This is a genomic window from Gammaproteobacteria bacterium, assembly GCA_034522055.1.
In the GTDB taxonomy this organism is placed as follows: domain Bacteria; phylum Pseudomonadota; class Gammaproteobacteria; order JAABTG01; family JAABTG01; genus JAABTG01.
This window is the reverse complement of the sequence record JAXHLS010000002.1, coordinates 3,623,846-3,649,076: the sequence shown is the minus strand read 5'-3', so window position 1 is coordinate 3,649,076 and position 25,231 is coordinate 3,623,846. Positions and strand designations below refer to the sequence as shown.

At 66.1% G+C, this 25,231-nt stretch carries 31 protein-coding genes and 2 pseudogenes; 11 read left to right on the top strand and 22 right to left on the bottom strand.

Annotated elements, in window-relative coordinates; all coding sequences use genetic code 11:
* Positions 1 to 47: 47 nt before the first annotated feature.
* The 19 genes and pseudogenes from rhuM to U5S82_17610 form a co-directional block, all read right to left on the bottom strand.
* Positions 48 to 592: pseudogene (gene rhuM / locus U5S82_17700) on the bottom strand (RhuM family protein).
* Positions 589 to 1,857: a restriction endonuclease subunit S gene (locus U5S82_17695; protein MDZ7753420.1), complete on the bottom strand. Its 1,269-nt coding sequence runs from the start codon at positions 1,855 to 1,857 to the stop codon at positions 589 to 591. Before U5S82_17695 ends, rhuM begins: the two are co-directional and overlap by 4 nt.
* Positions 1,854 to 3,375, bottom strand: a pseudogene (locus U5S82_17690) (N-6 DNA methylase). The gene U5S82_17695 and the pseudogene U5S82_17690 overlap by 4 nt, the downstream one beginning before the upstream one ends.
* Positions 3,376 to 3,472: 97 nt before the next feature.
* Positions 3,473 to 4,033 carry an NAD-binding protein gene (locus U5S82_17685; protein MDZ7753419.1) on the bottom strand — a complete coding sequence of 187 codons (561 nt, stop codon included), beginning with the start codon at positions 4,031 to 4,033 and terminating at the stop codon, positions 3,473 to 3,475.
* Positions 4,034 to 4,064: 31 nt separating this feature from the next.
* Positions 4,065 to 5,036 (bottom strand): cation diffusion facilitator family transporter, encoded by a 972-nt coding sequence (locus tag U5S82_17680; protein ID MDZ7753418.1) that lies wholly within the window; start codon positions 5,034 to 5,036, stop codon positions 4,065 to 4,067.
* A gap of 84 nt (positions 5,037 to 5,120) precedes the next feature.
* Positions 5,121 to 5,459, bottom strand: coding sequence for a hypothetical protein (locus U5S82_17675; GenBank protein ID MDZ7753417.1), 339 nt, complete (start codon positions 5,457 to 5,459; stop codon positions 5,121 to 5,123).
* 42 nt (positions 5,460 to 5,501) lie between these two features.
* Complete coding sequence (locus tag U5S82_17670; GenBank protein MDZ7753416.1) at positions 5,502 to 6,536, bottom strand: MBL fold metallo-hydrolase; 1,035 nt, start codon at positions 6,534 to 6,536, stop codon at positions 5,502 to 5,504.
* Positions 6,520 to 7,008 carry a hypothetical protein gene (locus U5S82_17665; protein ID MDZ7753415.1) on the bottom strand — a complete coding sequence of 163 codons (489 nt, stop codon included), beginning with the start codon at positions 7,006 to 7,008 and terminating at the stop codon, positions 6,520 to 6,522. The genes U5S82_17670 and U5S82_17665 overlap by 17 nt, the downstream gene beginning before the upstream one ends.
* Before the next feature lie 38 nt (positions 7,009 to 7,046).
* On the bottom strand, positions 7,047 to 7,712 hold the full coding sequence (locus U5S82_17660; GenBank protein ID MDZ7753414.1) for an FAD-binding oxidoreductase: 666 nt from the start codon (positions 7,710 to 7,712) through the stop codon (positions 7,047 to 7,049).
* Between the two features lie 15 nt (positions 7,713 to 7,727).
* A complete protein-coding gene (locus U5S82_17655) occupies positions 7,728 to 9,095 on the bottom strand; it encodes an NAD-dependent succinate-semialdehyde dehydrogenase (GenBank protein MDZ7753413.1) in 1,368 nt (455 codons plus the stop codon).
* 59 nt (positions 9,096 to 9,154) lie between these two features.
* Complete coding sequence (locus U5S82_17650; GenBank protein MDZ7753412.1) at positions 9,155 to 9,445, bottom strand: coiled coil domain-containing protein; 291 nt, start codon at positions 9,443 to 9,445, stop codon at positions 9,155 to 9,157.
* Positions 9,446 to 9,511: 66 nt separating this feature from the next.
* The gene (locus U5S82_17645; GenBank protein MDZ7753411.1) at positions 9,512 to 9,832 is read right to left on the bottom strand and encodes a TusE/DsrC/DsvC family sulfur relay protein; all 321 of its coding nucleotides are present in this window, start codon (positions 9,830 to 9,832) and stop codon (positions 9,512 to 9,514) included.
* Positions 9,829 to 10,269, bottom strand: coding sequence for an Hsp20/alpha crystallin family protein (locus U5S82_17640; protein ID MDZ7753410.1), 441 nt, complete (start codon positions 10,267 to 10,269; stop codon positions 9,829 to 9,831). Before U5S82_17640 ends, U5S82_17645 begins: the two co-directional genes overlap by 4 nt.
* Before the next feature lie 165 nt (positions 10,270 to 10,434).
* Positions 10,435 to 11,205, bottom strand: coding sequence for a Crp/Fnr family transcriptional regulator (locus U5S82_17635; protein ID MDZ7753409.1), 771 nt, complete (start codon positions 11,203 to 11,205; stop codon positions 10,435 to 10,437).
* Positions 11,206 to 11,295: 90 nt separating this feature from the next.
* Positions 11,296 to 11,523, bottom strand: coding sequence for a hypothetical protein (locus tag U5S82_17630; protein ID MDZ7753408.1), 228 nt, complete (start codon positions 11,521 to 11,523; stop codon positions 11,296 to 11,298).
* Between the two features lie 3 nt (positions 11,524 to 11,526).
* Positions 11,527 to 12,204 (bottom strand): gamma-glutamyl-gamma-aminobutyrate hydrolase family protein, encoded by a 678-nt coding sequence (locus U5S82_17625; GenBank protein ID MDZ7753407.1) that lies wholly within the window; start codon positions 12,202 to 12,204, stop codon positions 11,527 to 11,529.
* Positions 12,177 to 13,178 carry an amidoligase family protein gene (locus U5S82_17620; GenBank protein MDZ7753406.1) on the bottom strand — a complete coding sequence of 334 codons (1,002 nt, stop codon included), beginning with the start codon at positions 13,176 to 13,178 and terminating at the stop codon, positions 12,177 to 12,179. The genes U5S82_17625 and U5S82_17620 overlap by 28 nt, the downstream gene beginning before the upstream one ends.
* Before the next feature lie 23 nt (positions 13,179 to 13,201).
* Complete coding sequence (locus U5S82_17615; GenBank protein ID MDZ7753405.1) at positions 13,202 to 13,540, bottom strand: hypothetical protein; 339 nt, start codon at positions 13,538 to 13,540, stop codon at positions 13,202 to 13,204.
* A gap of 124 nt (positions 13,541 to 13,664) precedes the next feature.
* A complete protein-coding gene (locus U5S82_17610) occupies positions 13,665 to 14,288 on the bottom strand; it encodes a DUF1028 domain-containing protein (protein ID MDZ7753404.1) in 624 nt (207 codons plus the stop codon).
* A gap of 341 nt (positions 14,289 to 14,629) precedes the next feature.
* On the opposite strand from U5S82_17610, the gene U5S82_17605 reads away from it, so the two are divergent.
* The 5 genes from U5S82_17605 (at position 14,630) to U5S82_17585 (ending at position 17,628) form a co-directional block, all read left to right on the top strand.
* Positions 14,630 to 15,562: a CHAD domain-containing protein gene (locus U5S82_17605; GenBank protein ID MDZ7753403.1), complete on the top strand. Its 933-nt coding sequence runs from the start codon at positions 14,630 to 14,632 to the stop codon at positions 15,560 to 15,562.
* A 20-nt stretch (positions 15,563 to 15,582) separates the two neighbouring features.
* Complete coding sequence (locus tag U5S82_17600; protein MDZ7753402.1) at positions 15,583 to 16,062, top strand: hypothetical protein; 480 nt, start codon at positions 15,583 to 15,585, stop codon at positions 16,060 to 16,062.
* Between the two features lie 123 nt (positions 16,063 to 16,185).
* On the top strand, positions 16,186 to 16,422 hold the full coding sequence (locus U5S82_17595; GenBank protein MDZ7753401.1) for a hypothetical protein: 237 nt from the start codon (positions 16,186 to 16,188) through the stop codon (positions 16,420 to 16,422).
* A gap of 112 nt (positions 16,423 to 16,534) precedes the next feature.
* A complete protein-coding gene (locus tag U5S82_17590; protein ID MDZ7753400.1) occupies positions 16,535 to 17,197 on the top strand; it encodes a biliverdin-producing heme oxygenase in 663 nt (220 codons plus the stop codon).
* 149 nt (positions 17,198 to 17,346) lie between these two features.
* Positions 17,347 to 17,628: a DUF3623 family protein gene (locus U5S82_17585; protein ID MDZ7753399.1), complete on the top strand. Its 282-nt coding sequence runs from the start codon at positions 17,347 to 17,349 to the stop codon at positions 17,626 to 17,628.
* On the opposite strand, the gene U5S82_17580 is transcribed toward U5S82_17585, so the two are convergent.
* Positions 17,613 to 17,993, bottom strand: a complete 381-nt coding sequence (locus tag U5S82_17580; protein MDZ7753398.1) for an HIT family protein — start codon at positions 17,991 to 17,993, stop codon at positions 17,613 to 17,615. The genes U5S82_17585 and U5S82_17580 overlap by 16 nt on opposite strands.
* A gap of 184 nt (positions 17,994 to 18,177) precedes the next feature.
* Here U5S82_17580 and U5S82_17575 point away from each other — a divergent pair, with 184 nt between their 5' ends.
* Together U5S82_17575 and U5S82_17570 are read left to right on the top strand one after the other, a co-directional pair.
* On the top strand, positions 18,178 to 18,864 hold the full coding sequence (locus U5S82_17575; GenBank protein MDZ7753397.1) for a hypothetical protein: 687 nt from the start codon (positions 18,178 to 18,180) through the stop codon (positions 18,862 to 18,864).
* Positions 18,861 to 19,718: a helix-hairpin-helix domain-containing protein gene (locus tag U5S82_17570; protein MDZ7753396.1), complete on the top strand. Its 858-nt coding sequence runs from the start codon at positions 18,861 to 18,863 to the stop codon at positions 19,716 to 19,718. Before U5S82_17575 ends, U5S82_17570 begins: the two co-directional genes overlap by 4 nt.
* 346 nt (positions 19,719 to 20,064) lie before the next feature.
* On the opposite strand, the gene U5S82_17565 is transcribed toward U5S82_17570, so the two are convergent.
* Positions 20,065 to 21,189 carry a Fic family protein gene (locus U5S82_17565; GenBank protein ID MDZ7753395.1) on the bottom strand — a complete coding sequence of 375 codons (1,125 nt, stop codon included), beginning with the start codon at positions 21,187 to 21,189 and terminating at the stop codon, positions 20,065 to 20,067.
* 488 nt (positions 21,190 to 21,677) lie between these two features.
* Between U5S82_17565 and U5S82_17560 the strand changes: the two genes are divergently transcribed.
* Genes U5S82_17560 through U5S82_17550 form a run of 3 tightly spaced genes read left to right on the top strand, consistent with a single transcriptional unit; the run spans position 21,678 to position 23,433 of the window.
* Positions 21,678 to 22,172, top strand: a complete 495-nt coding sequence (locus U5S82_17560) for a DsrE family protein (protein ID MDZ7753394.1) — start codon at positions 21,678 to 21,680, stop codon at positions 22,170 to 22,172.
* A 19-nt stretch (positions 22,173 to 22,191) separates the two neighbouring features.
* Positions 22,192 to 22,569: an alpha/beta fold hydrolase gene (locus U5S82_17555; GenBank protein ID MDZ7753393.1), complete on the top strand. Its 378-nt coding sequence runs from the start codon at positions 22,192 to 22,194 to the stop codon at positions 22,567 to 22,569.
* Positions 22,570 to 22,587: 18 nt separating this feature from the next.
* On the top strand, positions 22,588 to 23,433 hold the full coding sequence (locus U5S82_17550) for a dihydrofolate reductase family protein (protein MDZ7753392.1): 846 nt from the start codon (positions 22,588 to 22,590) through the stop codon (positions 23,431 to 23,433).
* 2 nt (positions 23,434 to 23,435) lie between these two features.
* On the opposite strand, the gene U5S82_17545 is transcribed toward U5S82_17550, so the two are convergent.
* Positions 23,436 to 24,188, bottom strand: coding sequence for an MBL fold metallo-hydrolase (locus U5S82_17545; protein ID MDZ7753391.1), 753 nt, complete (start codon positions 24,186 to 24,188; stop codon positions 23,436 to 23,438).
* A gap of 177 nt (positions 24,189 to 24,365) precedes the next feature.
* Between U5S82_17545 and U5S82_17540 the strand changes: the two genes are divergently transcribed.
* Positions 24,366 to 25,220 carry a dienelactone hydrolase family protein gene (locus U5S82_17540; GenBank protein ID MDZ7753390.1) on the top strand — a complete coding sequence of 285 codons (855 nt, stop codon included), beginning with the start codon at positions 24,366 to 24,368 and terminating at the stop codon, positions 25,218 to 25,220.
* Positions 25,221 to 25,231: the final 11 nt, after the last annotated feature.

The window sequence follows — 25,231 nt, the reverse complement described above, 5'->3', positions numbered from 1 at the left end:
CGTAGGGCGCTCATCAATTAACAATTGTCAATTGATAATTGAGCATGCCCCTCGTCGTAGCGTTGGAGCAGCAGAAAGGTCTGGGCGTAACGGGCCACGATATCCACCAGACCACGCCCGCTACTGGCATCCAGGGCCGGGCTCTGGGCGGCCTTGCGCATTAGCGCCATGGCCGCCTCCAGCTCGCGGCATTGGCCTCGAGGCGCTGGCGGCTCAGGGTCCAGCCCCGGGTCAGGTGCTCGCGCAGGATGCGGGTGGCCCAGATTCTGAATCGGGTTGCTCGCGCGGAACTGACCCGGTATCCCACGGACGGCACGGCATCCAGGCTATAGTGTTTGCGCTTGCGCTTGACCGTCCGGTCGCCCTCCTGCTGAACCTGTAAGAAATCCTTACAAGTTACCTCCTCCACCAACTCGCCCTCGCCGTAGATGTTTTTCAGGTGCAAGGTGATGTTCTGTGGCCTTACGTCAAACAGTCCGGCCATCTGGGCTTGTGTCAGCCACACGGTTGACTGGCCCGCATCCAGCCGCACCTCGACGGTCTTGTCGGCACCCTCAAAAATGACGATGGGGGTTTCATTCTGCGGCTTCATGCGATCTCCTCCTTAAGGGCCGGGTTGGGGACATCCTTGTGATCTGCCGTCAGTTCGCCGGAAAAGGCCTTTTGCAGTAGGGATTGTTTCAGTTCGGCGAGGGCGGTGAGTTTTTGTTGGTAGATGGATTCGACTGCTTGGCACTGAGCCGATAGATCCGAGACCTGCTCCACAGCATTCTTCTGTTCCCTAATGCCTGGCATCGAGACCCGCAGGTTGGAAAGCGCCTTATTGCTGAGATTTAACATTGTTGCGCCAGAAGAAAGCCGCTCAAGCTCCTTGCGGTATCCGACCGATCTGAGCAAATGCGCCAAAAAGGTTGGGGCCGTTGCTCCTACTGGCCTTATAAAGAAGCATCCCGTGCCGCACACCCATCCATTCTGGAGATCGGTAACCACAGCACACCGACCAATCTCCCCTCGGCGAGCGATGACGACATCCCCTTCCTTTAGAACATAGGTTTGCAGCCTTCTCCTTACATCACCGTTTATCATTTTCCTTTGGTCAGGAACTATTTTGTCCCCCACAATGTTGATTGGATTAACAAGCGGGACGCCATCCGAGACATAATCCGACTTGTGGAGCAAGGAACCGAAGGGGCCAGTTGATATGGAATCAACGAATTTTTCCAATGGCTTCTCGACCCACCCCTCGCCCCGCTGGCTGAACACCGAATTCAAATAACTCTCGAATAATTCGCGGGCGTTGGCGAGGTTTTTTTCGGTGTTGGCGACCGCCGTGTCGATCCCCGCGAAGGCCTCATCGAGGATGGCGACAATGCGTTTTTGTTCGGGGAGAGGCGGGAGCGGGATTGGACAACCTTCGATGAATTCTTTCGGAACACGCTTATGACCAACAGCGCCCGACATGACGCTCGCACCGGCGTCTCGGAAATTGTCTTGTGACAGGAAATAGAAAAGATACGCGGCATCAAGCGAACGATCTGGCCTAAAAACGATAAACTCACTGGAGCCGAATCCAACTCCGTTGGTAAGTCCCTGCGCAATACCAAGCTTGCCGTTTTCGAAGCAGGGTGTAATTTTGGCGAGGAGTACGTCACCATCAGCAAAATACGTATAACTGCCAGAAACCGATCTAAAGGGTCGATCTTCTGTTGCGTTCAACCCTTTCTCCCGAATGCCAAGGTCACTCATCGGCACAAATGAGACCATGTCACCGGGCGATAGTAAGTCGCGGACCTGCTTTTTTGGCGGTTTTATTTGGCAGCAATCCCGAAGTGCACTGATCTTCCACCCCTCCCTCATAACATCCCCCTAATCCCTTCCAGGATCTCCTCGCTCTCCCGGTCCAGGGTCTCGATCTCGTTGATGATCACCTCGGGATCGCGCAGGGGGGCGGCCTCGGCCTTGTTGGGGTTCTTCACCGAGAGATCGACGCTGGCGGGGTCGATTGCGGCCACGTTCACCGTCCAGGAGTTATCCGACGCCTCGAACGCCGCCTGGCGGGCGACGAAATCGGCCAGGTCGTCGTCGTTGAGGGGGTTGGTCTTGCCCAGGCTGCGGCCGGGGTCGAGCTGGTAGTACCAGATGCTGCGGGTCGGTGGAGGCGCCCTTCTCGAAGAACAGCACCACGGTCTTGACCCCGGCGCCGAGGAAGGTGCCGCCGGGGCAGTCGAGGATGGTGTGCAGGTTGCAGCTGGCGAGCAGCTCCTTGCGCAGGGCGCGGGAGGCGTTGTCGCTGTTGGACAGGAAGGTGTTCTTGATGACGATGGCCGCGCGGCCACCGGACTTCAGGTACTTGATGAAGTGCTGCAGGAACAGGAAGGCGGTCTCGCCGGTCTTGATGTCGAAGTTATGCTGGATCTCCTTGCGTTCTTTGCCGCCGAAGGGCGGGTTGGCGAGGATGATGTCGAAGCGGTCCCGCTCCTGGACGTCGGCCAGGTTCTCGGTGAGGCTGTTGGTATGGAGGACGTTGGGGGCCTCGATGCCGTGGAGGATCATGTTCATGATGCCGATGACGTAGGGCAGGCTCTTCTTCTCCTTGGCGGTGAAAGTGCGGGTCTGAAGGGTTTCCAGATCCTGGGTGGAGAGCCTGGGTGATTTCATCCCCTCACCCTGGCCCTCTCCCGGAGGGAGAGGGGATTCTGCGTAGCGGCCATCGCCATAACGCTGGTAGTCGTAGGCTTCGCACAGGAAGCCGCATGAGCCCGCCGCGGCGTCGTAAATGGTTTCGCCGATCTTCGGGTCGGTTACCCGGATCATGGCGCGGATCAGCGGGCGCGGGGTGTAGTATTCGCCGCCGTTGCGCCCGGCGTTGCCCATGTTGCGGATCTTGGCCTCGTAGAGGTGGGAAAGCTCGTGCTTCCTGGCCTGGGAGCGGAAGCTCAGGCCGTCGATGAGCTCCAGGGCATCCCGCAGGCTGTAGCCGCTGGCGAACTTGTTGCGGATCTCGCCGAAGATCTCGCCGATCTTGTATTCGATGGTGTCCGGCCCCCTGGCACGCTCGCCGAAGCCCTCGAGGTAGGGGAACAGCTCGCCGTTGACGAAGGCGATGAGGTCGGCGCCGGTCAGGACCGTGTCATGGTCGAACTCACCATCCTCGGTCTTCGGCGCGGCCCAGTCCGACCAGCGGTAGGGCTCGTCGATGATGGGCCGGTAGGACCTGCCCACCAGCTCGGCCTCCTGGGCGCGCTGATATTCCAGGTCGTCCAGGTACTTCAGGAACAGCATCCACGAGGTCTGCTCGGTATAGTCCAGCTCGGTGGCACAGCCGGCCTCCTTCCAGAGCACGTCGTCGATGTTGCGAAAGGTCTGCTCGAACATGAATGCCTCCCGGCTCAGCCCCCCAACAGCCTGCGCTCGGCACGTTCCAGCGCCGTGGGGCCGCCCTCCGGCACCACGGCGTCGGCGCCGGCCCGGGTCAGGTCCTCGCAATCGCGGTCGCGCCGCGCCCGCACCACGGTATGGATGTGGGGGTTGACGTCGCGGGCGGTGGCCAGCGCCCGTTCCACCGCCTGGGGGTCGTCGAAGCTGATGACCATGGCCCGGGCCCGCTGAATACCGGCGGCGCCCAGCAGCCTGCGTTGGGCGGCGTTGGGCGGCATTGGGCGGCGTTGCCGAAGTATACGGGCTCGCCGGCGTCGCGGGCCTCGTGGACCACCTCGGCGTTGAGGTCCAGGGCCTCGTACTCCACGTTGAGGATGCGCAACAGGGCCGCCACGTTCTGGCCCATGCGCCCGAAGCCGGCGATGATGACGTGGCTCGAGCGGCCCTCGGTCTCGTGGCGCAGGGCGCGGGAGGCGCCGGCGCTATCCCGCAGCAGGGCCCGCGGCGCCAGGCGCCGGACGATTACGCCGTTGGCCCGCACCATCACGGCGGCGAACAGCATGCTGATGATCATGGCCGCCAGCAGGCCCACGGCGAGGTAGTCGAGGATGGGCGGCAGGTGGATACGCCGCGGCGCCGGGTAACGGCCCTCCAATGCTACAGGTGACGACCCCGGAGGGTGCGCCTCACCAATCATGGACCGGTCCACCGCCGTCCCCCGCAGGGCTGGTGCCGCTCAACCCCCGAATCGCCGTCACGGCGATGCGCTGGCCGTCCTCCTCCGGCTGCAGGGTGACGTGGTCGATGCCGAAGTCATGGTCGAGGTGCGCCCGCAGGCGCTCCAGCAGCTCCCGCCAGCCGGCCAGGGACCCCACCACCACATGGGCCGACAGGGCGACGCGGGTGGAGGAGATGGACCAGATGTGGAGGTCGTGGACCGAGACCACTCCGGGCTCTTCGGCCATGGCATAGCCGATCTCTTCCATGTTGAGGTGGGGGGGCACACCCTCCATGAGGGCATGCAGGGCGTCCAGCAGCACCCGTACCGCCGAGGCCAGGATCAGGACCACGATGAGCAGGGACAGCAGGGGATCGATGGTGGTCCAGCCGGTGGCGAGGATCACGGCGCCGGACACCAGGGCGGCCACCGAGCCCAGCAGATCGCCCATGACGTGGAGCAACGCGGCCCGGACATTGAGATTGTCGCGCCCACCCATCAGCAGCCAGGCGGCGGCCAGGTTCACCAGCAGGCCCACGAAGGCCACCACCATCACCCCGGCGCCATGGACCGGCTGCGGGTCGCCGAGGCGCTGCACCGCCTCGGCGCTGATGAGGGCCACCAGACCGATCATCAGCAGGGCATTGCCGAGGGCCGCCAGCACCTCCACCCGCCCGAGACCGTAGGAATGGCGTCGCGACGGCCCCCTCAGGGCCAACAGGGATGCCGCCGCCGCCACACCGAGGGCCAGGGAGTCGGTGACCATGTGCCCGGCATCGCCGAGCAGGGCCAGGGAGCCGGTCCACCAGCCGGCCACCGCCTCCACGGCGGCAAATCCCAGGGTCAGGACCAGTACCGCCAGCAGGCGCCGGTGGGAGCCCTCTACGGAATGGTGGTGATGATCATGGTCATGGTGGCTGCCCTGAGGATGGCTGTGCATGGCGCTTCTTGCGGGTCGTCGGCGGTCCAGCCGCAAAGCTACGGCGCGGCGCCCGCGCTTGCAAGCTCATGCCGCCTGCTTTCCTCAGGGCGGTGGGGGGCGTTGCATGGCGGGCTTGCGGATCTGCCAGCGCGCCAGATAGAAGGCGGGAATCAGGGACAGCACCGCCAGGAGCAGCAATAGTCCAATCTGGGCCAGGGCCTCCGGCCACAGCATGGCCGCCAGCCGGGTCAGGAGGGCGAAGAGGAAAAAGGAAGCGGCGCCGAAGATGGTGATGAAGATCAGATAGGCCGCCAGCAGATGCTGGTCCGGGTTGTGTACCCGTTTCACATAAGGGTAGGCCGCCGCCAGCGCGACCAGCCATAACAGAATGATGATGCCGTAGTGCATGGATGTCGTCCCTCGTCCGTCGTCGCCTGTCATGGGATGGGATGCCCATCCCCGTCCTGCCCCCGTACCAACAGACTATTCCCCGAGGGATCGTTCCTCCTCCTCCAGGTAGATACGATAGGCGTTGCCGCGATTGCTGGCATCGAAGGCCGGCAGGTCCTCCCAGGCCGACCAGTCGGTATTCGCGTAGGCCTCGTCGAAGGGCACGAAGTCCTGCACCGCCGCGGCCATGGCGTGCCGCACGTAGGTGATGTAGTCGCGGGTGGCGGCCACGGCCTGCTGGGGATTCTGCGACGCGCCACCGTGGCCGGGAATGATGTAGCGCACCTCGTCGCCCAGTCCGGCGATGTAATCCAGCCCGGCGAGCCATTGGTCGATGTCCGTCTCGGGGCTGTCCAGGAAGGGGATGCGGCCGCCGTAGATGACGTCGCCGGAGAATAATACACCGTGCTCCTGCACCAGCAGGGCGGCATCACCGGGGGCGTGAGCCGGCCCCATGTGCCGCACCTCGAAGGTGAGGCCGCCGAGGCGGAACAGGAGGCTCTTCTCGAAGGTCAGGTCCGGCGCCACCACGTAGGTATTCTCATCGACCCAGGGGAACAGGGCCTCGCGGCGCTGCTCGAGGCGCCGCCGGGCATTCTCGCCTTGGTTGGACGCCGCCGCCCCGCCCACATAGTCGAGGGCGCCCCGCTGGGCCCATGCCCGCGCGTGCGCCGCATGTTCCTTGAAGGCCTGCAGGCCGTAGATGTGGTCGGCGTGGTAATGACTGACGATGACCCGCCTCACGGGCTGCGCCGTCACCTCGCGAATGCGCTGCAACAGGCGGTAGCCCAGGGCGGGGGTGCCCAGGGCATCGAATACCACCACACCGTCGCCGGTGACCACGAAGCCGGCGTTGGAGGTGTGGCCCTCGTTGTCGGCGCCGGGGACACCCGAGAGGCCGATGACGTAGTAGATGGGGGCGTCCGGCACCTTGTACAGCTCGAAGGGCAGGCTCACCACCCCGTAGGGGGTGGCCATGGGTTGGGCGATGGGCTGGGCGACGGCCGCCAGGCCGTAAAGCAGCCCGGCCATGAGCACGCCCCAGCGTGCGTCAGCGCATATACGCATAATCATCCTCCCGTTGCAGTTTGATGATCTCCCCGTCCGCCATGGGCACCATGATGACGAAGCCATGGATGTCCCCGGGCTCATAGCCATGACCCCGGGCCGCCACGGCACACATGCGGAACTCGATGGGGCCTGCCAGGGTGAGACTATGGGCGCGGCGCATCAGCTCGCCGTGACGGGTCATGTTCTCGACCGCGAAGAAGGGTATCTCGTCGCCATGGAGCACCACCACGATGGAGGCCTCGAAGGGGTCGGCCTGGTAGAGATTGTTCAGATAACTCACGCGGTCCAGCACCGACTCCATGGCCCCGACGGAACCCACCGCCACGTCATAGACCACCTTCTGGGGCGCATAGTCGCCATTGGGTGGCGCCGCGCCACCCCACGGCGCCTCCTCGTCTGCAGCGGCGCCGCCAGCCGACAGCAGGGCCATCAGGCCCAGGAGCATCAGGGAACTCACGATTCGGTTCATGGTGTCTTTACCTCTTGGCGTGGCTGGATGACGGCCCGCTACTCCTCGAACACTAGCAGATCCGGCTTAGCCCCCAACGCCTTCAGGGCCTCGTTCACCGCCTCGTTGAAGGCGGGCGGGCCGCAGACGTAGAAGTGTTGACCGAAGTCCGCCACGTGCTCTTTCAGGAAGTCCCGATCGATACGCCGGTGCTCATAGCCCGGCGCATCCTCACCGGTGCAGGTGAGCACACAGCCATCACCAAGGATGTGACGGAACTCCTTCTCGCAGATGACATCCGCGGGGGTCTTGTTGGAGAACAGCAGGCTGTGCTCGGCGGCTTCGCCGTCCCGCGCCAGGCGGCGCAGGATGGCGATGAAGGGCGTCACCCCGGCGCCGCCGGCGATGAACACGCCCGGGCCCTTGTAACGGATGGTGCCGAAGGGCTCCGAAATCAGGAGTTCGGCACCGGGCGCGAGACCGTGCAGGGCCCGGGTCACGCCTTCGTGTTCGGGGTAACCCTTGATGACGAACTCGATGACCCTGTCTGTGGCCTGAGAGGTCGGAGTAAAGGGGCGGCCTTCGTCTTTCCAGTCGGGATGGTCGATGGCCAGTTCCACGCCCTCGCCCGGCTCGAAGCTGAAGCTCTCGGGGCGGCTGACGATGAAGCGTTTCACGTCGTGGGTGACGAACTCGGACATCAGCAGGGTGACATGGTGGTCCATGGGGCTCTCCCGGTGTTATGCGACCCAGAGGGTCTTGGCGTTGACGAACTCACGGATCCCGAGGCGCGACAGCTCGCGACCGTAGCCCGAGTCCTTGATGCCGCCGAAGGGCAGTCGTGGATCGCTCTTGACGAGGCCATTGACGAAGGTACTGCCGCAGGCCATGCGGCGCGCGAAACGTTCGCCGCGGGTGGTGTCCGCGGTCCAGACGCTGCCGCCGAGGCCGAAGCGGCTGTCGTTGGCGATGGCCAGGGCATCGGCCTCGTCGCGGGCGCGGATGATCGAGGCCACGGGGCCGAACAGCTCGTCGTGGTAGGCGGGCATGCCGGGGCCCACGTTGTCCAGCACCGTGGGGGCGTAGTACCAGCCCGGCCGATTGCTGATGGCAGCGCCGCCGGTGAGGACGGCGGCACCCGCCGCCACGCTGTCCGTGACCTGCTTGTGGAGGTCATCCCGCAGGTCTTCGCGGGCCATGGGGGCCAGGGTGGTGCCGGTATCCAGGGGATCACCGGCCTCGAGGGCGGTGGCCCCTTCCATGAAGCGGGCGATGAACTCCTCGGCCACCGCCTCCACCACGATGAATCGCTTGGCGGCGATACAGCTCTGGCCGCAGTTCTGGAAGCGTGACTGCACCGCCACCTGCGCCGCCGCAGCCACGTCGGCGTCCTCCAGCACCACGAAGGCATCGGAGCCGCCGAGTTCCAGCACCAGCTTCTTGAGGTGGCTGCCCGCCAGGGCCGCCACCTTGCGGCCCGCCGCGTCGCTACCCGTGAGGCTCACGCCATGGACCCGGGGATCGGCGATGACGTCCCCCGCCTGATCGCTGCCGATGAGCAGGGTCTGGAAGACGCCGGCCGGGGCCCCCACGTCGTCGAACAGTCCTTCGATGGCCAGGGCGCATTGGGGCACGTTGGAGGCATGCTTCAACAATACCGTATTGCCGGCGGCGAGGGCCGGCGCCGCACAGCGGAAAAGCTGCCACAGGGGGAAATTCCAGGGCATGATGGCCAGGACCGTGCCCAGAGGCTCGTAGGCCACCAGGCTGCGGCTGGCGTCGGACACGATGGTCTCATCCTCCAGGTAGGCCTGACCATGCTCGGCATAGTGGTCGCAGACCCAGGCGCACTTCTCCACCTCGCCCTCGGCCTCGCCCAGGAGCTTGCCCATCTCGCGGCTCATGAGGCGGGCGAGTTCTTGACTGTGCTCCCGCAGGTGGCCGGCCATCTTCGCCAGCAGGCCACCGCGTTCCGTGAAGGGCTCCGCCGCCCACCGCGAGGCGGCCGCGGCGCCCTTCTCCAGGGCATCTTCCATCTCGCCACGGCCCAGAGGCTCGAAGGCCTCCATCTGCTCGCCGGTGGCGGGATTGATCGATCGTTGGGTCATGATTACCTCTACTGAGTAGGTTGCCCCGCGAGCTCAATTCTCGGGCTCATTTCCCGGGCTCATTTCTCGAATTTCGCGGTGGCGGCCTCGAAGGCATCCTCCAGGTCCTGCAGGGCGGCCTCCAGGCCCGCCTTCACTTCGGCGAGGGTCTCGTCGCCGGCATCCCGCAGGAGGGCCAGTCGGGTCAGCACGGCCTCCCGGCGCGCGTCCAACTGGGCCGCCTGCTCCTCCATGCCGATGTGCGTGTCGGCATCGGCCTCCCGGGCCTTGGCCTGGAGGCGCCTTATCTCGGCCCGGATCCGCTCCAGTCGCGCCTGCACCTTCTGCTCGTATGCATTTCTGGATCCCATGGATTCCTCCGCTGGTTGCCTGTTGCCCGTCCCCTCGAGGACCCTGGCGAAAAGCGTTTCCCAGCTCTACTGGGCGGTCTCGAGGTAGGCCTTGGCCTCTTCCCCGGGGTCCGGCAGACCGGCAACGCGCCATGCGCGCAGGGGATTCACCAGCAACTCCCTGACACAGCTTTCCTCGAGTCCGGCGTCACGACACACGTGGCGCATGGCGGGCACATCACCCCGGTCCAGATAACGGTGGCGCAACTCCTCCAGTATCTTGACGTGATCCTGACCGAGGTTTCGTATGCCCTCGGCGGCAGCGATCTCAGTCGCCATCTGTGGCGACCACGCTTCCGGGTCCCTGAGAAAGCCCTCGCCGTCGAATCGGGAGTCTTTAACGCTCATGCGATCTCCACCTCCACGCTGTCTTCGGCCTCTCCCGTGCGCCATGGCACGGAGATGACCAACAGGCCATCGGCAAGCTCGGCCCGGACCGCCCGGACGTCGATGGCCGTGGGCAGGGTGAAGCGGCGCATGAATTCCCCGTAGCTGCACTCCCGCCGCGCAAGTCGACCCTGGCCCCGGGCCCGGGCCGCGGCATGCTTGTAGCCGTGGGCAATGAGCACACCGTCCGCGACCGCCACCGCCACGTCCTCATGGCGTACCCCCGGCACCTCCAGGCGAATGCGATAGGCATCCTCGCCGCGCTCCACATCGACGGCCGGGATCCAGTCCACCTCTTCCCCATCACCATGAGAACCGAGGGGCACCTCCACCTGCGACCGGTCGAGGGCCAACAGGGATTCCAGTTCATCGAGAGGGTGGTGTCGACCCTGAAACATCGTGCGGACCTCCGCTCGTAGTTGCGGATAGCTGAGAGTCAAGCGTCGCCGGGGCGATGCCCACCCAGCCAAGCCTTCAATCTTGGATCAGAGTATGGGGGCAGGCATCGTCGCCACGCTTTGACATTTGATAATGGCCGCCCTGGCGCCGCGCCCAAGTGCGGGTCAGGTACAGTTGGAGCCGACGTCGTGATCTGCCGCCACGTTGCGGGTCCGCTGCGGCACCTCCTGCTGCTCCAGGTAGCCGGCATCGAAACCGCCGCGCTTGGCCAGGAAGTCCGGGTCGAGGAGCCACACATGGCTGTTCCGGGCCTCGGCGGCACCGGCCCGCACCAGCTCGCGGAAACAACGATTGGCATGGACGTGGCTCATGCCCAGGGTCTCCGCCAGCATGACTTGGGTAAGGGGCAGGCGGCGGGCGGCTTCCTCGTCCACACCCACCCGCAGCAATCGCAGGTAGAGTTCGATGAACAGGTGCGCCATGCGCTCCGTGGCAGCGCGGCTGCCCACGCGAGTGATCTGCTCGTGCAGGAGCCGTTCGTCCTGGCCGGCGAGCCAGCTGAGGGCGAGGGCCAAGCGCGGGCAGTTCTGGAACACCGGCACCAGGCGGGCGGAAGGAAAGGCGGCCACTTCCAAGGCGGTGAGGGCCTCCACGCCACAGCGGGCGTTGCCGAACATGAGGGCGAACATACCGACGATATCGCCGGGCAGCAGGAAGTTGAAGATCTGGCGGCGGCCGTCGGGGAAATCCTTGAAACGGAAGGCCCAGCCGTCCAACACCACCGTGGTCTGTTCCATGGGATCCCCGTCCATCACCATGAGATCGCCTGCGGCCAGAGTGTGACGCCGGGAGAGCAATTCGTCCAGCATCTCGAAATCATCGTCTGCGAGAAAATTGAGGCGCGACAGTTCATGATGCAGGGCAGTCTCGGACAATCCAGTTTACCTCTGGGTGGGTTGCGGACAAGGGCGGGCGCGCGGTGCCCGGGGGGCCGGGGGGCCGGCGGCGCCTGCCCCCCGGGCACCTCACAAGGTGGTATAGAACCAGTTTACCAAACCGGGCAGGAAGACGTAGCGCATGCCCTCGCCGCAGCCCGTCAGGAGGATGAATACGTCGAACCTCACCTTCATGAAGCCGGCGACGAAGGTGAGGGCGTCGCCGCCAGCAGGCCGCGCGAACACCACTTCCGAATAGGCAGGCAACAGAGTGGCGGCCTGGAAGGACACCAGGAACAGGCCGGCATCGGCCTCCATGGATCAACCCCGGGCGGCTTCCACCAGGGCCTTGAACAGCCGCCGCTGGCGCGCTACGAAGATCAGGAACTCGGGATGCCACTGCACACCCATGAGCCAGGTACTGCGGGGAGCCTCCACGGCCTGGACGATGCCGTCCAGGTCGCGGCCCGAGACCACCAGACCTTCTCCCAGACGGTCGATGCCCTGGTTGTGGATGCTGTTGATGCGCGCCCGGTCGGCGCCCAGCAGGCCATGGAGGCGGCTGCCCTCCACCACTTCGAGGGTCTTGAGGGGCAGGATGGTGGAACGGTTGGAGGTGTGATGGCGCCGGGACCGCAGTTCCTGAAACAGGTTGCCACCGAGACGCACGTTGAGCAACTGTGCCCCGCGGCAGATCCCCAGCAGGGGCAGATCCCGCTCGAGGGCGTTGTCGATGACACGCGACTCGAAGGCGTCCCGCTCACTGTCGTAGCGCGGCCTCACCTCGGACTCGGCCGCGTAGAGTACCGGGTCCACATCATGGCCGCCGGTGACCACCACCCCCTGGTAGGGCTCCGGAGAACTGCTGCGCCGCGGGCTCAACTGCACCACCCGTCCGCCCGCCAGCCACAGCGCCAGGTGCACCAGCACCCGAGGCGCGGCACCGCCGCGGGTCGGCCCGGTGACGGCAATCAGGGGCCTGGTATGGACGGCAGCCATCGCTGTACCTGTCGGGCCCAGTCCTCGAACAGGGCACTCATGGGCCGCTCCAGGAAGGCCGCATAGTGGCGGCACACCTCGTCCAGCCGCGCCCCGTCATCCGCCAGGCGCTCCACCTCCAGCCAGTCACCCCAGGCCACGTGGATCCCCCAGCCGGGGCGGTCCACCTCGCAGTTGGGCAAGCGGTAGTGAAAGGCCGGCCGGGCCTTGACCCGGTCGTCGCCCACGACCCGCTGGACTCGCCGCTCGTCCAGGTGGGCAAACAGGGGCAGCAGGTCCAGAGCACGATTGCGGGTGGGATTGGCGAACAGGTAATCGTCCATCAGGGCATCGAGGTCCGGCTGGTAATCGAGGCTCACCACCTTCTGCACATAGTCGGGCGGGAAGGGGTCCACGTAGGCCGTGAGGCGCCGCGTCAGGTCTACTTCGGCGCGCAATTTGAGCCAGTCGTAGAGACACAGAAAGGCCTTCAGGAAGCGGGTCAGGGTGTCCGCATCGGTGGCGGGCACCTCGGGATTGAGCTGCATTCCGAAGGCGTTCACCAGCCCGTCGGTGGTACCGCGGGCGCCCGCCTCCCGCAGGCGCTCGATGAGCCCCTCCACCTCCTCCAGGCGGTCCATGGGCAGGGGCGGGCTGATCACCTCCATAGGCACCAGGCGCTCGGCGCCGGCCCGCAGGATCCCCTCGCCCAACTCATCGAGGTTGTCCAGCAGTCCGTCCGGGTGCCGGGGCTCCCGGCCCTTGCGCTTGAGCCAATCCCAGTCCAGTTCGATGAGCCAGGGGCCGGCCGGGTCGCCCTCCACCACCGACTCGTAGCGGCTGACGCTGTCCACCTGGCCCCCGGTCTCCCCGGCCACCAGGGCCGCCAGGGCGTCGATGGACAGGCCCGTGAGTTCCAGTTCCACGCCAAGGCGGCGCAGTTCACCCCGTTCAGTATGGGTTCGCGGCGGCAAAGGCAGAGGGGATGGACTCACGGTGGGGTATTCCTCATCCGGCATCAGGAGTAGAGGATGATGGTGGGACCCGGGCTGACGATACGTACCTTGAGACCCTCCTGCTCCACCAGTTCACGGACCGCGGCCAGCCCGTCGATGCCGGGCAGGTCCTCGATGCGCCGCAACAGCTCGGCGCCGCCCTCCAGCGCCACTTCCTCCACGGCCTCGCCGGTGGCCTGGGGATAAAGCCTGGCATACAGGGTGTGGTGTAGATCGGGAGGCAGCTGGAGTTCGACGGCCACCGATTCTTTGAGGGATGCCACCAGGCCGCGCACCTCCTCCACGGTTTGGCGGCCCTGCCACAGCAATTGGGTGGCGGCCGGAATGGACTTGTCCTGCATGGCTGTTGCCTCCGCTACGGGCCTCACTGACCAGATGAGCTATCGACCCGCCGGGGCGGGATTTCCGGGGCCGGTGACCCACCGGAAGGTTGACATGACGCACCCTCGGTCGCCAAGAAACGCATCAACGAAACTCTTCCCTGAAGATTCGATAGAGCCGCTGCAGTTCCTGCAACGGCTGTGGATGGTCATCCACCCGCAGATCGAGATTGATGGCCACCGGCTTGTCTTTGCGTCCCGGCTTCACCTTCACCGCCGCCGCCTGGCGGCCGCGGCTGTCGCCGCCCGCCGCCTCGCCAGCCTCCAGGGCGGCCATCAGACGCTCCCCGAGGGTGCGCCCGGCGCTGTGCTCGAAGGCCTCCACCATGCGGTCAACCACTACGGTGCTGGTCAGCCAGTTGCCGGCGGCCACGCAATCCATGCCCAACTGCTGGTGATAGTGGGGCCTGCAGTCGGAGCCCGACCACGCGCCGCGGCGCCCCGCCACATCGATGGCGATGATCTGGCGGGCATCGGCCCGAGCGTCGGTGCGCAGGATCCGCGCAAGGGCATCCTGGGGTGCGACCCCCTTCTCCATCTCGTCCAGCACCCGTTCCCCGAGGGTCAGATGGGCGTAGCTCTGGGTGTTCACCACCCCCACTCCCACCCGCGAATAGGCCACCGTGCCGCCCACCGCCACCGAGCGGCTGGCCACCGCGGAGCCGAAGGCCTCGGTGTCGCGATCGATGGCGACGATGGAAAAGGTCATGGCCGTTCGCCCCCCCGCCGGCGACGTTGCTTCGTGCCATTGCCCTTCATACCTTCACGGCGCCTGCACAGCCCGGTCTCGCACCCCGGCGGGTACCAAGCCCTCGATGTTACATCGACTATAATCCTCTTCATCCGCCGCCCTCCTCCACATTTGATGATCCCGCGGGACGATGATACCCGACGGTACACTCCATGGTCGCTTCCCAAAGGCTCCGGTGTGCTCGGGTGGTCGAGGCAAGGCGGGTCCGCTGCATTTGATCCACCCGCATGAAGGGCGAAGGATCGCCCCGGCGTTGACATGGCCCGGAATATGGGGTGTCCTCGAGATGTACACCGAACATGAGCGAGCTGACCCATGAAGCGTTTTCCATGCCCTACCACCTGAAGCGCAAGGAGTCCGTCGCGGACGGCGTTCGGCGTATTGCCCTGGAGCAGATGGAGCAGGCCCGGGACGAACTCGGCGACGAGGATATGGCGTCCGCGGCGGCGGTTCATCAGGCGCGCAAGCGGCTGAAGAAGATCCGCGCCCTGCTGCGCCTGGTGAGACCGGTCTTGGGCAAGGGCCGCTACGGGGCCGAGAACCGGCGCTTTCGCGACCTCGGCCGCGCCCTGTCTGGACCCCGCGATGCCGAGGTGATGGTGGCCACCCTCGAGGCCCTGCGCGAGGATCTGCCGGCGGAGCACGCGGTACCGCCCTTCGCCGGCCTGCATGGCCATCTGGTGGCCGCGCGGGATGCCGCCTACCAAAACAGTGGTACCCTGGACGACCACAAGGCGGACGTGGCGAAGGCCCTGGAAGAGGCCCGCCGGGCGGTCACCGAGTGGCCCCTCGAAGGGCATGGCTTCGGGATGCTGGGTCCCGGCCTCAAACGCGCCTACGGGCGTGGCCGCAAGACACTGGACGCCGCCATGACGGATCCCACCGATAGCCGTTTCCATGACTGGCGCAAACGGGCGAAAGACCACTGGTATCACAGTCGACTGCTCAAAAAGACCTGGCCGGACATCATGGGATGCCGCGCCCGTGTCCTCAAGGAACTGTCGGATCTGCTGGGAGACGACCACGACCTGGCCGTGTTCAACGCGATGCTGGACCATCTGCCCGATGGCGTGGCGACAACTTCAGAATTGGACCGCCTGCGCCACCGGGTGGCGGAGCGCCAGGCCACCCTGCGCCGGCAGGCCCTGGCCCTCGGCCGCCGCGTCTATGCAGAGAAGCCCGCCACCTTACGCCAGCGTCTGGGTGCCTACTGGCGGGTGTGGCGCACCTGACAACAGACGGCAACGAGACCATGATGAAGCTGCTCGACTACGCCAACGCTCTGGTCTACCTGCTGGCCAGCATCGCCCTGCTGCTCATCAGCCTGCTGCTCATCGGTTACGGCCTGTGGGAGGTGGGCCATGCCCTGTACCATGGGCGACCCTACATCGACGTCTCCCTCGATGCCATCGGTCTCATCGTCATCTCCATGGCGGTGTTCGACATCGCCAAGTACCTGTTCGAGGAGCAGGTGGTGCGGGACCGCGAGTTACGGTCGGCCCGGGAGGCCCGGCGCACCCTGACCAAGTTTCTGGTGATCGTCATCATCGCCAGCGCCCTGGAGGCCCTGGTATTCATCTTCCAGACCGGCACCACCAACATGACCAACCTGCTCTACCCCACCGCCCTCCTGGTGGCCTCGGTCTTCCTGCTCATGGGGCTCGGCGTGTTCCAACGCCTCACCGCCGGCAACGAACGGTTCCTGGAGGAGGAGGACGACAACGGCCGGTGATGGCCGCACCCGCCGCCCGTCACTGCACGGCGCGGAACAGCAGCAGGAAGCGCTTGGCCCAGGTCAGGTCCTCAAGGAACCTGCGGGGTTTTTCTTCTGCATGAGGGAATCCATGCCACCTTCATGTACCAGCAGGTGCTCACGGAGGCACCCTGGATCGATGTCATCGCCCGCGGCGAGGGCGCGAATATCATGGTCAACATCGCCGTCCTCGAGGCCAAGAAACGGGGCGGCCTGGTCTCCCTGGCACGCCGTGGCATCCTCGCCCTGCGGGCCGCCACGGTATTCGGCCGCCTGTATCTGCTGCCGGTGAAGCACAACGAGACTCCGGGACAGGTGCGCATGGCGCCCGCCTGGTAAGCTCCACCCGCCACCCGCACCCGCCATGCCCGGCCCAGGGGAAAGGCCGACCCAACCGCACCCTCTGCTATGCTGTACGCCATTCATCCCCGGCCGCCGGCGACCCCACTCCATGCCCGAGCCCAGCCCCGCAGCCCTGGTCAAGAACGGCCGTCCCCTCTCCCTGGCCCTGCGGGAAGCCACCCGCGACGTCCATAAACGGGCGGAACGCACAGGCGTCATCCGCGAATTGCTGGCGGGCACCGCCGGGCATGGCGCCTACCTGCTGCTGCTGCGCAACCTGGAGCCCGTCTACGCCGCCATGGAACGGCGCCTCGAGGCGGCCGGCGACGGCCCGCTGCGAGAACTGGCCCGCCCCGGTCTCTACCGGGCCGCGGCCCTGGAACGGGACCTTCGGCACTTGGCCGGGGCCCGCTGGCGCCACGAGATCCCCCTGCTTGAGGCGGGCGCCGCCTACCAACAGCGCGTCGAAGAGGTGTCCGCCGCCGGCCTCGCGGCCCATGCCTACGTCCGTTATCTAGGGGATCTGAACGGCGGGCGCATCCTCAGCCGCGTGCTCGGAGAGACCCTGGGTCTCACAACCCGGGAACTAGGCTTTTACCATTTCCCCGCCATCCCCGACGTACCCCGTTGCATCGCCGATTACCGCGCCGCCCTGGACCGCCTCGCCCCTGCGCTCGACACGGCGGAGATGGTGGCGGAGGCCCGCTACGCCTTCGAGTGCAACATCGCCCTATCCCAGTCGGTCGAGGAGGCCGCCAACCCTGGGCCGTAGTCATTCGCCGCCGGCGGCGTGGGCGCGGTAGCGATAGAGGCACTCCAGCAGCTTGGCCGTGCGCGCCACCGAATCCCCCACGCCGTGGTCAAGGCCTGGCCCACTCCGCCCATCGCCAGCAACGCCATGCCTCCGATGATCCAGAGTTCGTGCTGGCGACCATCACGGGTGAGGGTACCGGTGACTTCGAAAAGACCGCCACGGTCCTGGTGGCCACTCTACTGAGGCTTGCGATTCTCGAACACTTCTTCCTGGTGTTACCGGTGCAGGACTCGGCCCTGTGGAACTGGGCCCTGCGCCTGGCAGGCAATCCCGCACTTGGCCGTGAGGAACCGGGTGGCCTGAAGCCCAGGCGGGGTATCGCGGGGCAATCAGAGAACATCTGCTCGGCCTCTGCCTGGCCGACACCAAGGCCTCAGCTCTGCCAATAGCGGGCCCGGTCCGGGAGGATCCAGCGCACGCCGCCCCGGGGATCGGCGGTGTCTCCTTCGTAACGGGGGATCAGGTGAATGTGGCAGTGGGGGACCGTCTGCCCGGCCGCGGGGGCGTCGTTGATGCCGATGTTGTAGCCATCGGGGTGGTAGCGCTCCTCCACCGCCGCCTTCGCCACGTCCAGGGCCGCGGCCAGGGCGGTACGCTCCTCGATGGTGGTCTCGAAGTAGGAGGCCACATGGCGGACAGGCACCACCAGGGTATGGCCGTCCGTGAGGGGACGGCTGTCCCACATCACCCGTACCCGATCCGATTCCCAGAAGAGCCCGCTGGGGTCGGCCTTGCAGAAAGGACAGCTCGTCATGAATCCATCTCCTTACAGTAAACACACCAGGGTCGAGGCGGCCTGCGCCGCCGGAGCGCGCATTCTATAGGCGGAACCCGGGGGTTCAAGGGGCGGGCCGGGGCCCTGCGCCCGGGGCGCCGTGAGGTAAACTGGGCCTGGTAGCCCCAAACCACCTTCGACCAACGGATTGCCACCCATCACCATGGCCCGTATCCCGCCTTTGTTGCTGACCGCCCTCCTCGCCACCACTGCGGCCATCCCTCCGGCCATCGCCGGGACCGCCACCTACCGCGGCGACATCGACGCCGGGGCCAACCGCGCCTTCTTCGAGGGTGTCGCAGACAGGCCCGTGACCGAACTCGCCATCACCTCCATGGGCGGCTCCGTGGAGGCCGCCATCACCCTCGGGCGCTGGGTGCACGGGCACGGCGTCGACGTGGTGGTGGTCGGCCACTGCCTGTCCGCCTGCGCCAACTACGTGTTCCCCGCCGGCCGGCGCAAAGTCATCCGCCCCGGGGCAGTGGTGGCCTGGCATGGCAGCTACCGCCATCTGGTGGAGACCGGCTTGTGGCGGGACGACGCCGCCGCGCGCATGGCGCGGCACGGCGAAGACGCGGCCACCGCCCGGACCCGTGCCCGCGTCGCGGCCGAGCGCCTGGCGGCCCTGGAGGACGCCTTCTTCGCCGACATCGGCGTCGACGGCCACCTCGCCTGGGTGGGCAAGATGCCGCCCTACGAGGTCCCCGACTACTACACCCTGCCCGTGGCCGACATGGCCCGCTTCGGCGTCACCGACATCGAGGCACCTGCCGGCCACCCGCCCACCGACCTGTCCCGGGTGGATGCCCATATCACCCCCATCGAACTCGACGCCGGGCCGGTGCGGTGAGCCTGCCCTACAACGCCAGGGTGGCCATGCGCCTCATGGAGATGGCCGATGTCCTGGAGCAGCAGGGCGCCAACCCCTTCCGCGTGCGCGCCTACCGCCGCGCCGCGGACACCGTGGAGCACTTGGAGCGCGGCGTGGACACGCTGCTGGCGGCGGGCGGCGTCAAGGGCCTGGAGGCCCTGCCCGGCGTGGGCGCCGGCATCGCGCAGTCCATCTCGGAGATCGTCACCACCGGCCGCTGGGCCCAGCTCGACCGCCTGCGCGGCACCCTGGAGGGCACGAGGCTGTTCCAGACCGTGCCCGGCATCGGCCCCGAACTCGCCGAGCGCATCCACGACGAACTCCACATCGACACCCTGGAGGCCCTGGAGAACGCCGCCTGGGACGGCCGACTGCAACAGGTCCCAGGCATCGGCACCCGTCGCCTCACGGCCCTACGGGCGACCCTGGCCACCCTGCTCGGCCGCACCCGCCGCCAGACCCACGTGCCTCCGGTCCTCGCCCCCGGCGTGGATCTGCTGCTCGCCATCGACCGCCAGTACCGCGACCAGGCCGCCACCGGCCACCTGCCGCAGATCGCCCCCCGGCGCTTCAACCCCGAGGCCAAGGCCTGGCTCCCCATCCTCCACACCGAGCAGGACGGCTGGAACTTCACCACCATGTACTCCAACACCGCCCGCGCCCACGAGTTGGGCCGGACCGACGACTGGGTGGTGGTGTACTTCTACGACGACCACCACGTGGAGGGCCAGCACACCGTGGTGACGGAGACCCATGGACCACTGGAAGGGCAACGAGTGGTGAGGGGCAGGGAGGCAGAATGCCTCCGCCACTACGGCATCGGCACGGGATGACTCCCCGAATTCCTTTGAAACGGACGCCTGAAGACGGATGTCCTTGGAACGGGTGGGCGAATGGCCATGGAATACGCATATGGATAACAGACTTGTTTTCCATTGTAGATGGCACTTACAAGCGTTACTGTCGGGCTGAAGCCCGACCTACAAGTCCAACCTAGCGGTGCGAGGCGCCGCGCGTTCCTACGGCACGGATGTAGGTCGGGATTCATCCCGACATCCCGGCCCCGACGCCTACACCCGGCGCCGAGCCGGAACCCACCGCAGGCTGTCGGGCTGGGGCGTTAAAAGGGTGGCGTTGCGCGGCCCCTGGTTCCTGCTCAGGGGGACGGGTGTGGGTGAGTTAGATGGCCGTTGTTGGATGCGCATGGTGCAGGATGACCGAGTAGCTGGTGCTGCGACCACCACCAGGTTCCTTTTGCAGGGCCCCGCGCACGATCAAATCGAGGATGTCTCGATAGGCCGTGTCCTGGGAGCATTTCCCCAGCTTGGCCCACTTCGATGTCGTCAGCGTGCCTTCAAAGCCATCCATTACCCGGTTCAGCACTTTGATCTGCCGTTCGTTCAGCGGCGCTTTGGCAAAGCGCTCCCAAAATCGCGCCTTGGCCAGCACAGTTTCCATGATGCTGTCGGCCCCCTCTATGGCGCGCAGCAGGCAGTTCAAAAACCACGTCTGCCAAACCGTGACGTCACATGGGCCGTTTTGTGTGGTTTTCAGGATGTCGTAATAAGCATTGCGCTCGGTCCGGATCTGCGCGGACATGCTGTAAAAGCGTTGTCCCGTCCCTTCAGAGCGCGCCAGGGCCATATCGGCAATCGCCCGCGCGATGCGCCCGTTGCCATCATCGAACGGGTGAAGCGTCACAAACCACAAGTGCGCCAGTCCCGCGGCCAGGAGCGGGTCAATATCCTTCCCGGACTCGAACCAGCGCAGAAAAGCGGCAACCTCGGTCGGCAGCCGTTCAGCCGGGGGGGCTTCATAGTGGATCTGTTGTTTGCCGACCGGACCTGAGACCACCTGCATCGGACCATTGGCATCATCACGCCAATCACCGACAGTGATCTTGAACATTCCGCTGCGTCCCGTCGGAAACAACGCGGCATGCCAGCCAAACAACCGGTCTTCGGTGAGTGGGGCGGTATAATTGCCGGTGGCGTCCATCATCATCTCAACCACGCCTTCAACATTCCGATCGGCCGGGATGCTGCCCCCAATATCGACGCCAAGCCGCCGGGCGATGGACGAGCGGACCTGCTCGGGTTCGAGCTTCTCCCCTTCTATATCGCTGGATTGCACAACATCCTGGGTCAGGGTGCTCAAATGTGCCTCTGTTCGCAGGGCAAAACCCAGCGATTCCATCCGCCCCAGCAGACGGCCCTGCGCCCTTGAGACATGCGCAAGCAGCGGCGACAGGGCTTTGCAGTCCCCTATCAGCTTTGGCCAGTCTTTTTGTTCCCAGATATACATTCAAACTCCGCAACTTATAATAAGAATATCCGCCGTATTCTCCGCAGAGTCAAGACTTATTCCGCATACGATGCGGAGTAAATGCGGCAAGTTCTCCGCGGGTTCAAGCACAACCCGATGCCATCAGAGAGCGCGGGTCGGACCTCCAGAATCCTCATAGAAATAATCTTCCACCGACCACTGCGCCATTAACGTTGCCCTCTACGGCCCCCGCGGCAAACCCTGATGCATGACCGAGCTCGGTTTCGTAGCGGGTATCGCTGGGATGCATCGCCAGGCGTTCGAACTCCTTGTCGAGGACCGTCGTCCACAGGTCCTGGCGTGCGATGGGGTATTCGTCATGGAGGGTGGTGGCGGTGATGCCGGGCGTGCTTTTACCAGTCCCTCTTCACGGGTTCCAAGGCACTTTATACTGGCGCAGCGCTCAAACCCTGCGCTTCCTTGGGAAGCATTGGCCAACCCTTTTTCAAAACCGAAGGAGAACCGTCATGAGAATCCTCACCAGCCTCTGCCTCGCTCTCCTCCTGGCGGCCAGCCAAGCCACGGCCGCCGCCGAAACCAAGCCCGGGGATGACGCCGCGTTGCGGGGTGTCGAGACGGGCAAAGTGGTGTTCGATATCAACATGGGCGAGCCCGGCAAGCTGGCCCTCTATCTCGGGGTGATCCGGGAAACCATCGCGGATCTGCGGCGCCAGGATGTCGAGCCCGACGTCATACTGGCGTTTCGTGGGCCGTCGGTGAAACTCATCTCCGAGGATCGGGAACAGGCGGAGCTAACGGACTTCGAGCACCTGGACCGCGTCGCGGAACAACTGGCCGACCTCCAACGGGCCGGGGCCCGCATGGAGGCCTGCTCCGTGGCCATGAGACTGTCCAAAGTCGACAGCGCCTCCCTTCTCGATGGCATCGAACCCGTCGGCAACACCTTCGTCTCCCTCACCGGCTACCACGCCCAGGGCTACGCCTCCATACCCATCCAGTGATTGCCCGCGGTGGCGACTGATGCCGCCCCGCCCGGCATGGGAAGCCGGGCGGCCCGAGGCCCTGGACACCCGGCGCGCGGAGATCCGGTCGCCCCGGGCGGGGCGCATCGCCTACTACGCGGACGAGGGCCCGGCGGGCCACCCCCTGGTGCTCCTCCACAGCATCAACGCGGCCCCCAGCGCCTTCGAGATGCGTCCGCTGTTCGACCATTACCGCGGCCGCCGCCCGGTGTTCGCCCCCGAGCTGCCGGGCTACGGCCACTCGGAGCGCTCCCGCCGCCCTTACTCACCGGAACTCTACGCCGGGGCCATCGAGAACTTCATGACCACGGTGGTGAAGGGACCGGCAGACGTGGTGGCCTTCTCCCTGAGCGCCGAGTTCGCCGCTGCCGATTGACCCCGGAAGGGAAACACCATGAACCCATCGCACAAAGTGCTGAGACTGTATCCCGGGCCGACCCGGGAGTGTGCCCTCGAGGGCCTCTATCTGGAGCATCCCATGGACCATGGCGACGGCAGCGGGCGGCCCTTCGTCTACACCAACTTCATCTCCAGCCTGGACGGACGCATCGCCGTGGAGGACCCACGCCACGGCGGCCACAGCGTGCCCGGTACCATCATCAACGATCGGGACTGGCGTTTGTTCCAGGAACTGGCGGCCCGCGCCGATGCCCTGCTGGTGAGCGCCCGGTTCCTGCGCGACCTGGCCACCGGCAAGGCCCAGGACGTGCTGCCCGTGAGCCGCGACCCTGCCTATGGGGACCTCCATGAATGGCGCGCCGGTCAGGGGCTGCCGCCCCAGCCCGCCGTGGTGGTCCTCACCCGGACCCTGGACCCGGCCCTGGCGGAAATGTGCGAGGGCTATGAGAGGCCGGTGTATTTCGCCGTGGGGGCGGAGGCGGATCGGGCCGAGCTGCCGCGGGTGGAGGCCGCGGGAGTGCGGGTGCTCAGCGCCGGGCGCGGCACCAGCGTGGAGGGCGCCGTGCTGGTGGACCTGCTGGCCCGCGAAGGCCTGAGCCGCCTGTATTCCATCGCCGGCCCCTGGGTACTGGACACCCTGCTGCGGGACGGCGTGCTCCACCGCCTGTACCTGACCCACTTCCACCGCCTGCTGGGGGGCCGTTCCTTCGACACCATGCTGGAAGGGGACCCCCTCGATCCGCCCCCCTCCTTCGAGCCCCATGCCCTCTACTACGACCCCCGGGCCGATGACGGCGTGGGCCAGTTCTTCGCCGTCTACGACACCCTCATGGCGTCTTAGCCTCAGCCCTGGTCGCTGGCCACGCAGGGGCCGCGATACGCCTCCGGCACGTTGTCGGGACACTCCCCGCAGGCCTCGTTGCCCGGCACGGCGAAGTCGATCTTGCGGGGATAGGGCAGATCCAGACCGTTCATCAGGGCCACGAAATCCTCCTTGCCACGCCCCCCGCCGAGGCGCGGGTTACGAGCTTTCTCCTGGCCGATGGTGGAGATGAAGCGCTGCTCGTAGTCATGGGCCGGGTAGACCAGGGTCTCGTCCGGCAGGGTGAACAGCTTGTTGTGGATGCTGTTGTAGAGGGCGCCCGCATCCCCCGACTGGAAGTCGGTGCGACCGCAGGCCTCGATGAGCAGGGCATCGCCGGTGAACACCAGCTTGTGCACCGGGGTCTCCAGCAGATAGGCATGGTGATGGTCCGTGTGCCCGGGGGTGAACAGGGGATGCAGGGTGACGGAGCCCACCTCGAAGGTCTCACCCTCCTGCACCCCCAGGTCCGCGCAGGGCAGCTCCAGCATGCGCGGGCAGGCGATCCGGCAGCCGGTGCGCTGCCGCAGGCGGCGGGCGCCGGTGAGGTGGTCGGCATGGATATGGGTGTCCAGGGTGACCGCGAGCTCGAGGCCGAGATCCCCCAGCACCTGGAGGTCACGTTCCACGGTATCCAGGACCGGGTCGATGAGGACGGCCTGGCGTGTGACCTCGCAGCCGATGAGATAGGTATAGGTGGAGGAATCCACCTCCACGAGCTGTTTGAAGATCATGATTCTCGGTGTCTCCAGGGGATGGGATAGCCCCCACCATAGTCCCAAGGGATGGCGTGAAAAAAGGCCCTGCCAGGGGGGAAACGGTCCGGGAAACGCCCGGCGGGCCGCCGACTTGGCCCCGGAGCGGGGGTGTGCTAATGATTGTTCATGCTCACCCATCCCCGAGAAGCCGCCATGTCCCGCTCCATCCTGCTCTTGATATGCACCCTGCTGGCGGCCGGCCCCGCCGCCGCGACCGACCAGAGGCCCTGGTGGTGGGACGAAGCCTGGTGGAACGAGGGCGTGATGCGGGTGCCCGCGAATCACGAGGTGGTCACCACGGAGGTGACCTATACTAGCGGAGACGTGGCGGTGCCGGCCATGGTGGCCCGCCCCGCCGACGGTGAGCGCTACCCTGCGGTGCTGTTCCAGCACGGCCGCCGGGGCCTGGACGACCTGCTGCGCCGTCATGTGAAGCGCCTGGCCGCCCGGGGTTTCGTGGTGCTGGCCCCCGATGTCTATACCGCCCACTTCATCGGCACCCATCCCATCCGCCACGACTACGCCCTGGAGGCCGACGTGAACCGGGGCCTGGACGCCCTGCTGGCGCGGGACGACATCAGCAGCCGCCGCGCCTGCCTCTACTCCCACACCCGCGGCGGCTACTACACCCTCAAGGTGGCCACCACCTTCAAGCGTCAGGACGATGCCGCCGCCTGCTATGTCTCCTACTATCCCCACCTCCAGGACCCCAACGCCCCCGAGCCCCTGCAGGTCTACGGCTACGCCCCCGAGATGGAGGAACTGACCCTGCCCACCCTCATCTTCGTGGGCGCGGACGAGCAGTACCAGCGCAAGCGCGTCATCGAGACCGGCGTGGAGGTGATGAAGGAACGCGGCCGCGACGTGCGCCTCATCGAGTACCCCGGCGTCGGCCGCGGCTTCGACTTCCGCCCCCCCGACGTACGCACCTTCGCCGACGACCTGGCCTCCCGCGATGCCCTGCTGCGGGCGGCGGCGTTCATGAGGGAGGAACTTGGAAGATGGTGAATAGTTTGGAA

What these genes read in the sequence shown, in the direction of transcription:
- U5S82_17695 (MDZ7753420.1), bottom strand. Translation starts at nt 1,857, where the DNA reads ATGAGGGAGGGGTGGAAGATCAGTGCACTTCGGGATTGCTGCCAAATA.
- U5S82_17680 (MDZ7753418.1), bottom strand. Translation starts at nt 5,036, where the DNA reads ATGCACAGCCATCCTCAGGGCAGCCACCATGACCATGATCATCACCAC.
- U5S82_17675 (MDZ7753417.1), bottom strand. Translation starts at nt 5,459, where the DNA reads ATGACAGGCGACGACGGACGAGGGACGACATCCATGCACTACGGCATC.
- U5S82_17670 (MDZ7753416.1), bottom strand. Translation starts at nt 6,536, where the DNA reads ATGCGTATATGCGCTGACGCACGCTGGGGCGTGCTCATGGCCGGGCTG.
- U5S82_17665 (MDZ7753415.1), bottom strand. Translation starts at nt 7,008, where the DNA reads ATGAACCGAATCGTGAGTTCCCTGATGCTCCTGGGCCTGATGGCCCTG.
- U5S82_17660 (MDZ7753414.1), bottom strand. Translation starts at nt 7,712, where the DNA reads ATGGACCACCATGTCACCCTGCTGATGTCCGAGTTCGTCACCCACGAC.
- U5S82_17655 (MDZ7753413.1), bottom strand. Translation starts at nt 9,095, where the DNA reads ATGACCCAACGATCGATCAATCCCGCCACCGGCGAGCAGATGGAGGCC.
- U5S82_17650 (MDZ7753412.1), bottom strand. Translation starts at nt 9,445, where the DNA reads ATGGGATCCAGAAATGCATACGAGCAGAAGGTGCAGGCGCGACTGGAG.
- U5S82_17645 (MDZ7753411.1), bottom strand. Translation starts at nt 9,832, where the DNA reads ATGAGCGTTAAAGACTCCCGATTCGACGGCGAGGGCTTTCTCAGGGAC.
- U5S82_17640 (MDZ7753410.1), bottom strand. Translation starts at nt 10,269, where the DNA reads ATGTTTCAGGGTCGACACCACCCTCTCGATGAACTGGAATCCCTGTTG.
- U5S82_17630 (MDZ7753408.1), bottom strand. Translation starts at nt 11,523, where the DNA reads ATGGAGGCCGATGCCGGCCTGTTCCTGGTGTCCTTCCAGGCCGCCACT.
- U5S82_17625 (MDZ7753407.1), bottom strand. Translation starts at nt 12,204, where the DNA reads ATGGCTGCCGTCCATACCAGGCCCCTGATTGCCGTCACCGGGCCGACC.
- U5S82_17615 (MDZ7753405.1), bottom strand. Translation starts at nt 13,540, where the DNA reads ATGCAGGACAAGTCCATTCCGGCCGCCACCCAATTGCTGTGGCAGGGC.
- U5S82_17610 (MDZ7753404.1), bottom strand. Translation starts at nt 14,288, where the DNA reads ATGACCTTTTCCATCGTCGCCATCGATCGCGACACCGAGGCCTTCGGC.
- U5S82_17605 (MDZ7753403.1), top strand. Translation starts at nt 14,630, where the DNA reads ATGAGCGAGCTGACCCATGAAGCGTTTTCCATGCCCTACCACCTGAAG.
- U5S82_17600 (MDZ7753402.1), top strand. Translation starts at nt 15,583, where the DNA reads ATGATGAAGCTGCTCGACTACGCCAACGCTCTGGTCTACCTGCTGGCC.
- U5S82_17595 (MDZ7753401.1), top strand. Translation starts at nt 16,186, where the DNA reads ATGTACCAGCAGGTGCTCACGGAGGCACCCTGGATCGATGTCATCGCC.
- U5S82_17590 (MDZ7753400.1), top strand. Translation starts at nt 16,535, where the DNA reads ATGCCCGAGCCCAGCCCCGCAGCCCTGGTCAAGAACGGCCGTCCCCTC.
- U5S82_17580 (MDZ7753398.1), bottom strand. Translation starts at nt 17,993, where the DNA reads ATGACGAGCTGTCCTTTCTGCAAGGCCGACCCCAGCGGGCTCTTCTGG.
- U5S82_17575 (MDZ7753397.1), top strand. Translation starts at nt 18,178, where the DNA reads ATGGCCCGTATCCCGCCTTTGTTGCTGACCGCCCTCCTCGCCACCACT.
- U5S82_17565 (MDZ7753395.1), bottom strand. Translation starts at nt 21,189, where the DNA reads ATGTATATCTGGGAACAAAAAGACTGGCCAAAGCTGATAGGGGACTGC.
- U5S82_17560 (MDZ7753394.1), top strand. Translation starts at nt 21,678, where the DNA reads ATGAGAATCCTCACCAGCCTCTGCCTCGCTCTCCTCCTGGCGGCCAGC.
- U5S82_17555 (MDZ7753393.1), top strand. Translation starts at nt 22,192, where the DNA reads ATGCCGCCCCGCCCGGCATGGGAAGCCGGGCGGCCCGAGGCCCTGGAC.
- U5S82_17550 (MDZ7753392.1), top strand. Translation starts at nt 22,588, where the DNA reads ATGAACCCATCGCACAAAGTGCTGAGACTGTATCCCGGGCCGACCCGG.
- U5S82_17545 (MDZ7753391.1), bottom strand. Translation starts at nt 24,188, where the DNA reads ATGATCTTCAAACAGCTCGTGGAGGTGGATTCCTCCACCTATACCTAT.
- U5S82_17540 (MDZ7753390.1), top strand. Translation starts at nt 24,366, where the DNA reads ATGTCCCGCTCCATCCTGCTCTTGATATGCACCCTGCTGGCGGCCGGC.